The following is a 14557-nucleotide window of genomic DNA, read 5'->3' as shown; positions in this document are numbered from 1 at the left end:
ACGTCCCGTGGGTGTACTTAAAAATGAAATTACCAGATAATCAAAGCAGAAAGGAGGAAAGCAGATGGATCAGATAATAATTGGAAAATTTATTGCAGAAGAAAGAAAAAGAAAGGGTTATACCCAGAAGCAGTTATCTGAGAAATTAGGAATTAGTGATAAAACGATTTCTAAGTGGGAATGTGGAAATGGTTTTCCGGAGGTGTCGTTGCTATTACCTTTGTGTGGGGAACTGGATATTACTGTAAATGAGCTTTTATCCGGAGAAAGAGTTTCTGAAGAAGATTATCGTAGAAAGGCGGAAGAAAATATGGTGAATTTAGTAAAAGAAGCACAGGAAAGTAAGAAAAAAATAATTTTATCAGCAATGGTGGCAATGTTAGTAATTGTTGCAGCAACACCATTATTTGTGGTGTCAGGAGCTCTTGTAATGGAAAACTGGTTGAGGATTCTTTTAATTGTGTTAGGTACGGCAGTAATTATAATGGGTATTGCGATTGCCTGCGTTCTTGACCGTGATGCAGGAGCGTATGAATGTCCGGAATGTCATGGCAGATTTGTGCCAGAGATGAAGGATTATATTATGGGACCACATACTATCCGAAAAAGAAAACTGACCTGTCCACGATGTGGTGCACGTAAGTATTGCAGAAAAGTGTTGACAAAATAAGATGGATGCACAGCATGTGAAGTAGAGATAAGTGATATACAAAATTATGTCCTGAAAAATGTAAATATTAGCAAATTTATCACCTGAAAAATGTGGAATATAATTATGGTACAATAAAAAAGCTAGAAAATATAATTTCAATCTTACAAAAATGTAAGAGATAAAGGGAAAATGTAAGCAGAATCCATGGCTGACATTTTCCTTTTTTGCTATGATAATGGAAAAGATGACAGAGCAATAAAGTGAGGAGAAAACAATGGCAATCTTAGAAGTAAATAATCTGAAAAAAGTTTATACAACCCGCCTGGGTGGAAATCAGGTAGAGGCATTAAAAAGTCTTAACTTTTCTGTGGAAGAAGGGGAATATGTAGCAATCATGGGAGAATCCGGTTCCGGAAAGACCACGCTTTTAAACATTCTGGCAGCACTGGATAAGCCGACCGGTGGACAGGTCATATTAAATGGCAAGAACATTGTGGATATCCGGGAAAAAGAGATTTCCGCATTCCGGAGAGAAAATCTTGGATTTGTATTTCAGGACTTTAATCTTTTGGATAATTTTTCATTAAAAGATAATATCGTTCTTCCGCTGGTGTTATCCGGTGTGGATTATAAAGAGATGGAGCGGCGCATAACACCGATTGCGGCGCAGCTTGGAATTCTTGATATTCTTGGAAAATATCCTTATGAAGTATCTGGCGGACAGAAACAGCGTGCGGCGGTAGCAAGAGCCTTGATAATCAAGCCGGAGCTGGTACTGGCAGATGAGCCTACCGGAGCACTGGACTCTAAAGCAACGGAAGATTTATTGACATTATTTAATAAGATTAATGAGCGGGGGCAGACAATTCTTATGGTAACACATAGCACTAAGGCTGCAAGCCATGCAAGAAGAGTATTGTTTATTAAAGATGGGGAAGTATTCCACCAGATTTACCGTGGTAATTTAACCAGTGAGGAATTGTATGCAAAGATTTCAGATACACTGACAATGCTTACGACAGGTGGTGAGAAACATGAATAGGGGGTTATATGGAAAACTGGCAGTAAATAATATAAAGCACAACAGACAGTTTTACCTGCCGTATCTGTTGACCGGGATGCTGACGGTGGCATTCTTTTATACCATGTTGTATCTGAATTACAATCCGGGACTGGACGAACTGCCATTTGGTGCCGTGGATGTAAAGTTTGTGCTGGGACTGGGTGCAGTTATCATTGGATTTTTCTCTGTGATATTTCTGTTTTACACCAACAGCTTTATTATGAAGCGGAGAAAAAAGGAGCTTGGTATTTATAACATTCTTGGAATGGAGAAAAGGCATCTGGCAAAAGTAATTTTTCTGGAGACGTTTTTTTCGGCAGTGGTTGCTATCGGTGGCGGACTTGTTGCAGGAATTGCTTTTAGTAAACTGATGTGTATGTTATTGTACGCCATGATTGGATACCATGCAGAAATTGTTTTTTATGTATCAGAAAGTGGCGTTGTAAGTACCATCCTTTTGTTTGCCGGTATTTTTATGCTGACCTTTATATATAATCTGTTTCAGATACAGCTTGCCAAACCGGTGGAACTGCTGCATGGAAGCAGCCAGGGCGAGCGGGAGCCGAAGACGAAAAAGCTGATGGCAATAGTTGGAATTGTAACACTTGCAGCAGGCTACTATATGGCAATTACAGTAGATAATCCGGTAACTGCAGTGCTTCTGTTCTTTGTAGCGGTAATACTTGTAATTATCGGAACCTATTTTATATTTATGGCAGGCAGCATTGCAGTGCTTAAGTTCTTAAGAAAGAGAAAAAGTTATTATTATAAAAAGAAACATTTTGTGGCAGTCTCTGGTCTTATTTACCGGATGAAACAGAATGCAGCAGGACTGGCAAGCATCTGTATTTTATCCACGATGGTACTGGTGGTAATTTCTTCAACGGTAAGTATGTATGCCGGACTGGATGATGAACTGGCAACCCGTTATCAGGGAGATATCGGAGTATCCATTATCAGTGAAAATCCGATTACAGAAGGTGATACGTTGCGGGAGTTAGTGAACCGCACCATCCAGCAGGAGAACCGCAGTATAAAAGAAGAACAGGGCATGATGACGCTGACATTTTCCTGCATATCAGAAGATGGAAATCTTGTAATTCGAAAACATGATGATGAGGGCGATTATAGTTCTGATATTATTATGCTCCGCATGATTACAAGGGAAGATTATGAGGAAGCTTATAATGTAAGGGTTCCGGAGCTTTCGGATCACGAAGTGGTGTTGGTAACCAGTGATGGCTATGATAAAGATACGATTACGGTTGGAGATTATACTTATCCTATTTTACAGAAACAGCATTTTTCTTCTGAAAATGGACATTGGATGGATAATCAGGTCTATTATATGGTAGTAAACAGCGTAGAAGATATGGCACCGTTGTATGAAGCACAGAAAGAAATTTATGGGAAAAATGCCAGCAGCTATTATTATTCTCTGTATATCGACATCGATGGAAACAAGGAAGAAAAAATTGCCTGTGGAAATGCAGTATCTGCGGCAATTGGTGCATCCGGAATGGAGGAAGGGCATGACGGTAAATATTATATTATGATAGAAAACAGGGCAGAAAATGAAGATTCCTTCCGGCAGATGTATGGTGGCTTTCTGTTCCTTGGCATTTTCCTTGGAATCCTGTTTTTGATGATTACCGTACTTATTATTTTTTATAAGCAGATTTCGGAAGGATATGAGGATAAAGAGCGCTTTGCCATTATGGAAAAAGTAGGAATGAGCAATGAAGAGGTAAAGAAAACAATCAGTGCACAGATCCGGATGGTATTTTTACTACCGATTGTTACCGCTGCGCTACATGTGCTGGCAGCGTTTCCAATGATCCGGATGATACTGGCAGTGATGAATCTGAATAATGGAAGACTGTTTGCGTACTGTCTCCTTGGTACGATTGCTGTATTTACAGTTATTTATCTGCTGGTATACAAGATGACCTCAAGAACCTATTATCGAATTGTTGGGCATCAGATTGGGTAGAGACTCTAATAATATCAAATAACCGTAAGAACCTGCTGCCGGCAGTTCCTTACGGTTGTCTGGCAAAGAAGAGAAAGTTCCCGCTGCACTATGGCGTCATAGGAGCTTCTTCCGAGGTGTGTATTTAGCAATTGTTTTTAAAAGAAGTTCTGTATCCAGCGGTTTGGTGAGATGTTCATTCATTCCGGCAGAAAAAGTCTTCTGCCGGTCTTCTGCAAAAGCATTGGCAGTCATGGCAAGAATCGGAATGGTTGCGGCATCTGCACGGTCCAGGGAACGGATGGCTTTCGTAGCCTGGTAGCCATCCATAACTGGCATCATGACATCCATCAGAATCAGATCGTATTCCTGCGGAGAGGAGGCTTCAAATAAGGTCAGGGCTTCCTTTCCATTGTGGGCTTCAGTAACCGTTGCACCAGCATCCGTCAGAATAAATTCCGCAATCTCAAGATTAAGAGAATTATCTTCTGCCAGAAGAATATGATAGCCGGAAAGAGAGATTTCTTCATCGGAAGTTTCCGCTTCAGAAGTGGAAGCGGCATTATGGTCGATACAAAAAGGAATCGTAATCCGGTAAGTGGTGCCAATATCCTTTTCGCTGGAAAAATCAATGGTTCCGCCCATTTTATCCAAAAGATTCTTTACAATTGCCATGCCAAGTCCGGTACCGTTGTAAGTAGAACGGGCATTATGGTTTTCCTGAGTAAAAGGTTCAAATAAATGCTCCTGAAATTCTTTGCTCATGCCGATTCCGGTATCAGAGCAGGTAAATTCAATCCAGGCAGTATCTTCCGTGAAACGTACTTCATGACAACTTAGAATGACTTTTCCATTTTCCTTATTATATTTTACTGCATTGCTTACAATATTCATAAGAAGCCGCTTGATATGAATAGGACTTCCGATGAGACAGGGATGCTGGACAGAAGGAACTCCGGAAATAATTTCGATGCCACGTTCCGCAGCCTGCTTTTCTATGATGGTGGTGATATCATTGACCAGGTGTAGAACATGGAATGGGCGGGATTCTAAGACAATTTCGCCGGATTCCAGTTTCCCCATATCAAGAACTTCATTTACAAGTTCTAAGAGCAGACCAGAAGCCTCTCGGATTTTCCCGAGACATTCCTGCTGCTTGACAGGGTTATCTTTATAATGTCCGGCAATTTCCACCATACCACGGATTCCGTTAATCGGCGTCCGGATATCGTGACTCATCCGCTGCAAAAATTCAGTCTTGGCAAGGTTGGCACTTTCTGCTTTTTTGGCAGCCTCCTTTAGTGATTCCTGATAGAGTTTATCCTTCTTCAACTGGGCTTTCTGGTAGCTCTGGTCAGTCCTCCAGCGCAGCATCTGGAAAATCAGAAGAAGGCAGATATAACCAAACATATAATAAAATACTTTTCGCGGAGTCGTTTCAAAAACTGCATGCTCAGGCAGATAGACGTAGATATAATAATTCTGTCCCTGATCTAACATACCAAAGACATGCTTTGGTGAGGAGACTGTATTATGAACATGAACCATCTGTCCACTTACCGCTTTTTTGTTTATATTCTGTAGTACTTCAATATCATTAATATCTGTTCCTTCGAGTTTTTCTTCATTTGAGGCAATCACTTTATCACCACTGGTAATGACAATGGTGCTGTTACGGCTGATACTGTAGCCGGACAGCAAATTCTGAAAAGAGATACTGTAACTTTCAATATAATCAAGTGGTGTATGGTAATAAGTTACAATAATACCAGAGGTATCGGTACGTCCTACCGCTGCCAGGTCGATATAAGAGCCATCTTCACAGTTGATTCTGGAAGAGTATGTTTTTTCCGGATGTATGGCAACATCCAGAAGAACTTCTTTTTCCAGCGTATCGGTTAGGCCGGCACTGCCAATGGAATCAGTACAATATTCAGAGGTTACAGTTCCGGTTTCATCCAGAAAAATAATGCCGGTAATATAAAACTCTTTTGTAAATTCTTCCATGGAAGCTTTTTCCATGGATGTTGTGCCATGCAGACAGTTATCCGTAGAAATATTGTGGGCAGCCTGCTGACAGCATTCAATAATACGCATCAGGCTCTTGGTTTCGGAGGCTAAATTTAAATTGCTGTAGGTGGAGCATTGTTTCTTCAAATAATTAACCGTATCTGCAAGGTGTTCTTCTGTGGATTCGATATCATCGTTTGCGGAAGTAAAAAATACCAGAAGGAAGAACAGGATGCCAAGAAATATTGAAAAAGGCCAGAAAAAACGCAGTCTAAAGGGTTTGTTCTTATTTGACTTCATAATTTTCTACCTCCAGATAAGTACTTGGATGTGCTAAGTATTTTCCGATGATTTTCTCAGAGGTTCCATCTTTTTGCATTTCCTCTAAAGTATCAGACAGTTTTTCGTTAAGCCCGCTGGTATCATCAAGAGAGAAAGCCACACCCAGTCCGACAGTAAGAAGCGGTTTATCCAGAATGCGGTATTCCACATGATAATCAGACATATATTGTAAAATAGAAGTTTCATGGGCAGCAACCGCATCCACATAACCTTTGCTTAACATTGGGTAAATCAGCTCACGATTCTGCATGGCGAAAAGCCCGTTAATTTTTGGAATGTCGGGGTCGGTCTGGTTGAGAAAAATATCTTCCGGTTTCGTGGTAGCCTGAACGGCGATGTTTTTACCGGCAAGATCCTGCAGGGTGTAAATATTGCTGTCCGGACTGACTGCAACCACCTGCTGGCTGATCATATAAGGTCCCGCCCATTTGTATTCATCCATTCGTCCGTCCATGCTAAAGCAGCCCCATGCACAGTCGATACTGCCATCCTGCAGAAGAGCTTTTTTATTTTCCCAGTCGATGGTGACAAATTCAGCCTGATAGCCCATTCTGTGGAAGGCTTCCGTGGCAAGTTCCACATCAATGCCGGTTGGTCTGCCGTCTGTTCCGCTATAATTAAAAGGCGGATAATTGTCGCTGCCGATTACAATAGTTGGCAGCGAATTTTCCTGTTTTGTGGAAAGAGTATTTTCCGCTTTTCTGCAGCTACATAATAAAAATGTAAAAATACAGAGAACAGCCAATAGCTGTTGTAGTTTTTTCGAACCATTCATATAATAGAGTCACCCCTGAAAAAAATTCTTTTTACTGTGTTACTATTATAAAGTAAGAAAGGCGCAGATACAACAGATTACAACAGATTGCAATAGAAAATCACTTGAACTTTCGACAAAAAAATTGTATATTTGATATAGAAATGCAAATTTTTATCTGAAAAGTTTAAACAAGTAGAAATGCTAAGGGATATGTTAGAGAAGAGGGAAATTAGGATGAAAGAAGTTACAAAACAGGCAGAGGAAACACAGATTAGCCATAAAACACTGAGACTGATGATCGGAACACTCTGTTCTGTCATCGGAACGCTGCTAGCCCTTTATGTGGGAGGCTGGCTTATGTTATGTAAACCAATACAGGGGGTGGTTTCTGCATACTTTGCAGGAAATCTTACAATTGGAATCATCGCACTGGCGGTATTCAAGTGTCTGCTGTCCGTAACAGTGGCGGGAGCCATCTGGTGTGGTGGATATATTGCTAAGTGCAAGTTTATTGGACATGAAGATTATTAATGAGCAGATTCGAAAAGGATAGGAATGAAAAGGCATGACGGATTAACGTCATGCCTTTTTGACGTTTAATTGAAATGCAAATTTGTATCTGATTTATATATAAAGAATTGCATTAAATTTAAATCCCCTCGAACCGTCCGGAAGCCCCACAAGGAAGTGTAAGTCCGTTGGAACTGACCGGAAGACCGATTTCGTCGGCTGTGACTTTGCCAGGGAAACGTTTTAGTTCTGTTCCGATAAGGTAAGAGAGGACAGCTGGCTGTAAGCCGGTAGTATAGGAATTAATCAGGAAGAACAAAGGTCTGTTCACCAGAAGCTGTGCACAGAGTTTGACCAGCGGATGGATAGATTCTTCGATTTTCCAGATTTCTCCTTTCGGACCTCTGCCATAGGATGGAGGGTCCATAATGATGGCATCGTAGTGGTTGCCACGGCGGATTTCACGTTCCACGAATTTGACACAGTCATCTACAATCCAGCGGATTGGTGCATCTGCAAGACCGGAAGAAGCAGCATTTTCCTTGGCCCAGGTAACCATACCTTTGGAAGCGTCTACATGGGTAACGGATGCACCTGCTGCTGCGGCAGCAATCGTAGCACCACCGGTATAGGCAAAAAGATTTAAGACTTTAACTGGTCTTCCTGCTTTTTTAATAAGTTCAGAGAACCAGTCCCAGTTAGCAGCCTGCTCCGGGAAAAGACCTGTGTGCTTGAAACTGAAAGGCTTTAACTGGAAAGTAAGGTTACGGTAGTGGATACTCCACTGCTGTGGCAGGTCAAAGAATTCCCATTCGCCGCCGCCCTTTTTACTGCGGTGATAGTGGGCGTTCATTTTATGCCAGCCTTTTTCTTTGCGTGGTGTATCCCAGATAACCTGTGGGTCTGGACGTACCAGGATATAGTCACCCCAACGCTCTAATTTCTCACCTTTTGAACAGTCTATTACTTCATAATCTTTCCAGTTATCTGCAAGCCACATAGCATTTCCTCCAATATTCTTACGGTATGATTCATGATGATTTCCTTAAAACATCTGAATCCTATTATATAAGGGCAAAAATGTTCCGTCAACCAAAGAATCGGTAAAGTCCGAAGAGAATCACAAGAAAAATGGCATTATAAAGGGTAAAGATACCAAGATAACGTTTCTTGTTACTGCCATCGGTATTGGCATAGAACTTAAAGGAAATAAGGCTTGCCAGTGAAGCAATAAGTGTGCCAAGACCACCTAAGTTGACACCGATAAGCAGTGCGGAATAATTATTGGTAAAACCGGAAAGCAGGATGGCAGCAGGCACATTGCTGATAATCTGGCTGCTGATAATTCCTATGGACACTTCATGCTGAACTAAAAGCACGGCAATAAGGTCGTGAACAAAAGGAATCTGTTTGATATTCCCGATAAAGAGAAAGAAACAGAAAAAAGTAAGCAGCAGAAAATAATCCACATCTTTTAACACATGGTAATCAAGAATAAGAAAACTAAAGAAAACGATAAGCAGCATTATCTGAAATGGCAGAATGTGCAGTACCGTCAGAAGGCATATCAGAAAAAGAATGCAATAAGCGGCAAACAGAATCCGGGGATTCCTGTGACTGCGGGAAGAGGCTGGCTTATCAGTGGAACAGGCGGAAGATTCCGTTTGGACTGCAGAAAAATTGCCTGCCTGGAAAGAGACTTTTGGAAGAACCAGCAGGAAAAGGATGAGCAGCAGGGCGGATACAGCGGAATAGGGCAGCATGATCCGGATAAAATCCCATAGAGACAGACCGGAAATTGTATACAGATAGAGATTCTGCGGATTGCCAAGGGGAGTCAGCATACTGCCGAGATTGGCAGCAATCGTTTCTAAGACAATAACCGGAATCAATGCCTGTCGCTGGTCAGCCATCGACAGCACCAGAATTGTAAAAGGCACAAAAGTGATCAGGGCAACATCGTTGGTAATCAGCATACTGAAAAAGAAGCAGAGAAAGATAAAAAGGGCTGCCAGTGTCCGCAGGGAATGTACCTTATGAAGGAGCAGGGTTCCAAGTCTGGTAAAGACGCCAATCGAAGAAAAACCCCTTACCACAGCCATCAGGGAGAATAAAAGAGCCAGTACCCGGAAATCAATATAAGAAAAGTAATTTACGGATGGTGGAATAAAAAACATGGATACAACTGCCAGCAGGAAAGCAATGCAGCAGACGGTTTCTTTTTTGAAAAAATCTTTCACTTTTGTAAACATACAGGTCTCCTTCTATGAAATCATATCTTAGGCAGTTGCGAAAGATAATAACATTTTGCTAATAATTTTTTTGCTATGTAAACTATCTTATGTCAAAGCAACGGAAAGACTGCTTGCAGACAAGCAAAACATAATATTAAGAACTACTGGTATTTTGACGCACATAAACACACCTACTTCAAATAGCAAAGAAATTTCTGTTAAAATGTTATTCTTTCGCAGCACCTAAATCATTTCCCGCGGGGATTTTCCAAACTGCTTCTTATAGGCACGAAGAAAAGTAGAATAATTGTGAAAGCCGCAGGCAAAGCAGGCATCGGTTACTGCAGTGCCGGAGCTGATTAAATCCCTGGCAAAGAGAAGCCGTTTCGTGGAAAGATAATTTCCGATGGTATACCCGGTCTGCTCCTTAAAAGAGTGCATCAGATAATAGCGGCTGGTAAAAAAGTGCTCTGCTAAAGAATCCACCGTAATATCTTCCGTCAGATGTTCATTCATATAGGTAAGAACCGACAGAATCTTTTCATTTGCCTGGAAGGAATCTTCATATTGCAGGGTGCCGGATAAGGCAGCCCGGTTTAAGTGAATCATAAATTCTAAGAAAAGCGTATTCTGGTAAATCTCATTGGCAAAGCTGTCTTCGGAAAAAGAGTGGACAAGCTCTGTCATGGTATCTAAGAGCCGCCGTTCCTTCATGCCGGATAAATGCAGGACATTGGACGGCATGGCAGCGTCCGGAAGAAAGCACTGGTTTAAGAAAATAGTCTTATCGGATGATGTAACTGCAAAATCCGGAGAGACATAAATAATCATCCGCTCGTAGGGTGTGGTATCATGAATGACCGGGCGGTGGACTTCACCGGCACGGACAAGAACCAGATCCCCCGGGGTAAGCTGGTAGGATTTTCCTTCAATACAATAGGTGACATTGCCGCTTAGGAAAAAGAGCAGTTTGTGAAAATCATGATAATGAAAGTCGTAGGCAGACATTTCGTGGTCAGTCAGGTGAAATATCTTAAAATCATGATGAAGATATCCGGTTTTCTCATATTTTTTCATAAAAATCACATCCTATATACAAAGTCAATCTAGGAACAGTATAAAGCACGATTTGCAATAAGGAAAGCATTATTTTACTATCAATTTCAATAAAATGTTGGTATAATAATTGATATATGAAAAAGGACAAGTGCATCAATAGACGGTTGTCCTGTTAGAAATGAAAATATCTGGTGGGTAATTAAGACGAAGAAAGGCGGTAACAATATGAAAAACTTCAGCAACTATACCGATTACAGTACAAAAGAGGATTTACATTTTGAATCCAAGGCAGTACATGGAGCATTAGGAACGGAACCATTAACCGGCGCAGTCAGCATGCCAATCTTTCAGGCAGCAACCTTCCGCCATCCGGAATTAGGACAGACAACAGGATTTGCCTATAGCCGTCTTGAGAATCCGACCAGACAGGAATTAGAGCGTACCATGGCAATTTTAGAGGGCGGTATCCAGGGATTTGCATTTTCTTCCGGACAGGCTGCGAATATGGCAGTATTTTCCTTATTAAATCCGGGCGAGCATGTAATTCTTTCCGATGATATTTATGGTGGAACCTTCCGTATCATTGGAGATGTATTTGGAAAATATGGAATCGAGCATACTTATGTAGATATGTCTGAATTAGACGAAGTAAAGGCAGCTATCCGCCCGAATACAAAAATGTTCTTCGTTGAGACACCGACCAATCCGATGATGAAGGTGGCAGACATTCATGCCATTTCTGAAATCGCAAAATCCATCGAAGCATTAACAGTGGTAGATAATACATTTTTAACACCATATTTCCAGAAACCGCTGCAGTTGGGAGCTGACATTGTAACCCACAGTTCAACAAAATATCTTGGGGGACACAATGACACCATTTCCGGAATCGTAGTGGTAAAGGATAACAAAGAAATCGCAGATAAGATTCACATCCATATCAAATCCCATGGAAGCCAGCTGGCACCGTTAGACAGCTGGCTGGTATTAAGGGGAATCAAGACCCTTGCAGTCCGTATGGACCGTCACAATGAGAATGCCAGGAAGGTTGCAGAGTGGCTTCGTACACAGCCGAAGGTAAAGAAAGTATATTATGTTGGTTTTGAAGACCATAAGGATTACGAAGTAACCTGCCGTCAGACAACAGGATTTGGCGGAATGATTTCCTTTACCGTAGACAGCTATGAGACCGTTAAGAAGATTCTTAAAAATGTAGATATGATTATGTTTGCGGAGAGTCTTGGTGGAACAGAGACCTTAATCACATATCCGACCACACAGACTCATGAGGATACACCGCTTGATGTAAAAGAGAAGCTTGGTATTACAGACTGCTTCCTTCGTATGTCAGTAGGAATTGAAAATGTGGATGATATCATTGCAGATTTAGACCGGGCAATGAATGCTTAAGAAAAATAAAGGAAAGAGAAAGCAAGGAGAAAATAAATGAAATTTACAAAGATGCAGGCATTTGGAAACGATTATGTATATATCGATGCCATTCATCAGCATCTTGACAATCTGCCGGAGCTTGCGAGATTCGTAAGTGACCGGCATTTTGCCATTGGTTCTGACGGAATGGTATTGATTTGTCCGTCCGAAAAAGGGGATTTCCGGATGCGGATGTTTAACCCGGATGGAACAGAGGGCGAGATGTGTGGAAATGCATTGCGCAGCGTAGGAAAATATGTATACGACCACAGACTGACGGATAAGACAGACCTTGTAATTGAAACCTTAGGAGGCATGCAGCATCTGAACTTAACTGTGACGGACGGCCTGGTAAGTAATATCAGAGCAGATATCGGAGCACCGAGAATGTCTGCAAAAGTGATTCCGGTCAACACAAAGCTGGATGAATTTGTAGAGCAGCCGGTACAGGTACTGGATAAGACCTTCCATATTACGGCAGTATCCTGGGGCAACCCGCATTGTGCCATGTATGTAGACAGCGTGGCAGACCTTGATGTAGAAAAATACGGAAAAACCATTGAGCATATGACAGAGCTTTTTACCAATAAGACCAATGTAACTTTTGTGGAATTTGTGCGCAGGGATTATGTGAAAATCCGGGAATGGGAAAGAGGAACCGGAGAGACTATCGGATGCGGAACCGGATGCTGTACTGCAGTGGTAGCCGGCGTATTAACCGGACGCTTAGACCGGAAAGTAACGGTAGAGCAGATTGGCGGACCGCTCTATATTGAGTGGGAGGAAGAAAGCGGACATATGTTTATGACCGGACCTTCCCATACGGTCTTTGAATCGGAAATTGATGCAAGCCACATTATCGGAACAGCGGAATAATACATTAGGAGAGAAGTATGAAATTAGCAGAAATATGTGAAGAATTGACCTATACCTGCCTGCAGGGAGAGATGGAGAAAGAAATCAGTGATATTATCTATGATTCGAGAAAAGTAGAAAAAGACACCGTATTTGTCTGTATGGTAGGAGCTGTTGTAGACGGACATGACTTTGTTGAAGATGCGGTAAAGAAAGGTGCTTCCGCCCTTGTAGTAGAGCATGCAGTAGAAGTCGATATCCCGGAGAGTTGTACGGTTCTTCAGGTAGAAGATGCCCGTTATGCCCTGGCAATTATGTCGGCTGCTTTCTTTGGACACCCGGACAGAGAGCTTACCACCATTGGACTGACCGGAACAAAAGGAAAGACCACTACTACTTATATGATAAAGAGCGTTTTAGAAGAAGCCGGTAAGAAAGTCGGACTGATTGGAACCATCGGTGCCCTGATCGGCGAGGAGAAGCTTCCGGCAAAGAATACCACACCGGAATCTTATGAATTACATAAGATGTTCCGTGCCATGGTAGATGCCGGCTGTGAATATGTAGTAATGGAAGTATCCTCCCAGGGACTTAAGATGCACCGCGTGGCAGGAATTGTATTTGATTATGGAATCTTTACCAACTTATCACCAGATCATATCGGACCAAATGAGCATGCCAGCTTTGAAGAATATCAGGAATGCAAGAGTCTCTTATTCCGTCAGTGCAAAGAGGGAATTGTAAATGCAGATGATGAGCACGTAGCTGGAATAATCAAAAATCATACCTGTAAGCTTCATACCTTCTCCTGTAAGAAAGACGCAGACCTGATGGCGGGAGCTGTTGGATATCTGGATGAAGAGGGACAGATTGGAATGCATTTTACCACTACCGGATGTATGAATGTTTATGCAGTAGTTCATATTCCGGGAAGCTTTTCAGTATACAATTCACTGGTAACCATGCTGACCTGTCATCTGGCAGGAATTTCCGATGAGGCAATTTTACGTGGACTGGATAAAGTAAAAGTCAGAGGCCGTGTGGAATTAGTTCCGGTTTCCAAAGATTTTGCGGTAATTATTGATTATGCCCACAATGAAGTCAGCACAAGAAGTGTGCTTACCACATTAAAAGAGTATCATCCGAAGCGTTTAATCTGTGTCTATGGTGGCGGTGGAAACCGTTCCAAGCTGCGCCGTTATGACATGGGGGAAGTGACAGGAGAACTGGCAGATTTAAGTGTGTTGACCTGTGATAACCCAAGAGATGAAGAAATCCGCGACATTAACAACGATATTAAGATTGGCCTTGCAAAGAGCAACGGAAAATATATCGAAATCGATGACCGCAAGGCAGCCATCAAATATTGTATCGAAAATGCCAGAAAGGGTGATATGATAGTACTACTTGGAAAAGGTCATGAAGATTATCAGGAAATCAAAGGTGTAAAATATCATTTTGATGAAAGAGAAGCCATTGCCGAAATCAAAAAAGAGTTAAATTTATAATTCACATATGTGAATTATACTGAAATATAAGAATTGCAATAAGTAACCGGAGTCATTGACTTATAATTATGCCACCCTTATAATAAAGATTATGTATCAGCAAAACAGGTGAAAGCCTGTGACGCAAAGCTATAGGGTCTTTGAAATGACAGCCAGTTGCAAGA

12 protein-coding genes and 1 riboswitch are annotated in these 14557 nt (G+C 41.6%); of the genes, 7 read left to right on the top strand and 5 right to left on the bottom strand.

All coding sequences use genetic code 11. From position 1 onward, the window contains the following. Positions 1-64: 64 nt before the first annotated feature. From DWY37_RS08030 to DWY37_RS08020, 3 genes are all read left to right on the top strand, one after another. Positions 65-670 (top strand): helix-turn-helix domain-containing protein, encoded by a 606-nt coding sequence (locus DWY37_RS08030; RefSeq protein ID WP_118540814.1) that lies wholly within the window; start codon positions 65-67, stop codon positions 668-670. A 256-nt stretch (positions 671-926) separates the two neighbouring features. After that, positions 927-1694, top strand: coding sequence for an ABC transporter ATP-binding protein (locus tag DWY37_RS08025; protein ID WP_118057036.1), 768 nt, complete (start codon positions 927-929; stop codon positions 1692-1694). Continuing rightward, positions 1687-3708, top strand: coding sequence for an FtsX-like permease family protein (locus DWY37_RS08020; RefSeq protein WP_118540816.1), 2022 nt, complete (start codon positions 1687-1689; stop codon positions 3706-3708). Before DWY37_RS08025 ends, DWY37_RS08020 begins: the two co-directional genes overlap by 8 nt. A 96-nt stretch (positions 3709-3804) precedes the next feature. Here DWY37_RS08020 and DWY37_RS08015 read toward each other — a convergent pair whose 3' ends face one another. Together DWY37_RS08015 and DWY37_RS08010 are read right to left on the bottom strand one after the other, a co-directional pair. Next, positions 3805-5997, bottom strand: coding sequence for an ATP-binding protein (locus DWY37_RS08015; RefSeq protein ID WP_118540818.1), 2193 nt, complete (start codon positions 5995-5997; stop codon positions 3805-3807). Next, positions 5984-6814, bottom strand: a complete 831-nt coding sequence (locus DWY37_RS08010) for a substrate-binding periplasmic protein (RefSeq protein ID WP_118544470.1) — start codon at positions 6812-6814, stop codon at positions 5984-5986. Before DWY37_RS08010 ends, DWY37_RS08015 begins: the two co-directional genes overlap by 14 nt. A 216-nt stretch (positions 6815-7030) precedes the next feature. Between DWY37_RS08010 and DWY37_RS08005 the strand changes: the two genes are divergently transcribed. Continuing rightward, positions 7031-7327 (top strand): hypothetical protein, encoded by a 297-nt coding sequence (locus DWY37_RS08005; protein WP_117697786.1) that lies wholly within the window; start codon positions 7031-7033, stop codon positions 7325-7327. 118 nt (positions 7328-7445) lie between these two features. Here DWY37_RS08005 and DWY37_RS08000 read toward each other — a convergent pair whose 3' ends face one another. The 3 genes from DWY37_RS08000 to DWY37_RS07990 form a co-directional block, all read right to left on the bottom strand. Continuing rightward, positions 7446-8306, bottom strand: a complete 861-nt coding sequence (locus tag DWY37_RS08000) for a class I SAM-dependent methyltransferase (protein ID WP_118540820.1) — start codon at positions 8304-8306, stop codon at positions 7446-7448. A gap of 88 nt (positions 8307-8394) precedes the next feature. Further along, positions 8395-9558 carry an SLC13 family permease gene (locus DWY37_RS07995; RefSeq protein WP_118540822.1) on the bottom strand — a complete coding sequence of 388 codons (1164 nt, stop codon included), beginning with the start codon at positions 9556-9558 and terminating at the stop codon, positions 8395-8397. A gap of 225 nt (positions 9559-9783) precedes the next feature. Then, positions 9784-10617, bottom strand: coding sequence for an AraC family transcriptional regulator (locus tag DWY37_RS07990; protein ID WP_117947165.1), 834 nt, complete (start codon positions 10615-10617; stop codon positions 9784-9786). A 207-nt stretch (positions 10618-10824) separates the two neighbouring features. On the opposite strand from DWY37_RS07990, the gene DWY37_RS07985 reads away from it, so the two are divergent. Genes DWY37_RS07985 through DWY37_RS07975 form a run of 3 tightly spaced genes read left to right on the top strand, consistent with a single transcriptional unit; the run spans position 10825 to position 14393 of the window. Next, a complete protein-coding gene (locus tag DWY37_RS07985; protein WP_118540824.1) occupies positions 10825-12009 on the top strand; it encodes a trans-sulfuration enzyme family protein in 1185 nt (394 codons plus the stop codon). A 36-nt stretch (positions 12010-12045) separates the two neighbouring features. Further along, entirely contained in the window at positions 12046-12906 is an 861-nt protein-coding gene (dapF, locus tag DWY37_RS07980) for a diaminopimelate epimerase (RefSeq protein ID WP_022243023.1), read from the top strand. Positions 12907-12923: 17 nt separating this feature from the next. After that, entirely contained in the window at positions 12924-14393 is a 1470-nt protein-coding gene (locus DWY37_RS07975; RefSeq protein ID WP_118540826.1) for a UDP-N-acetylmuramoyl-L-alanyl-D-glutamate--2,6-diaminopimelate ligase, read from the top strand. Between the two features lie 88 nt (positions 14394-14481). After that, positions 14482-14557: riboswitch (cyclic di-GMP riboswitch) on the top strand.

The sequence above is a fragment of the Roseburia sp. AF25-13LB genome, assembly GCF_003478915.1.
GTDB classification, from domain to species: Bacteria; Bacillota; Clostridia; order Lachnospirales; family Lachnospiraceae; genus Roseburia_C; species Roseburia_C amylophila.
Note: the sequence above shows the minus strand (reverse complement) of the source record. Positions and strands in the feature narration are given on the sequence as shown.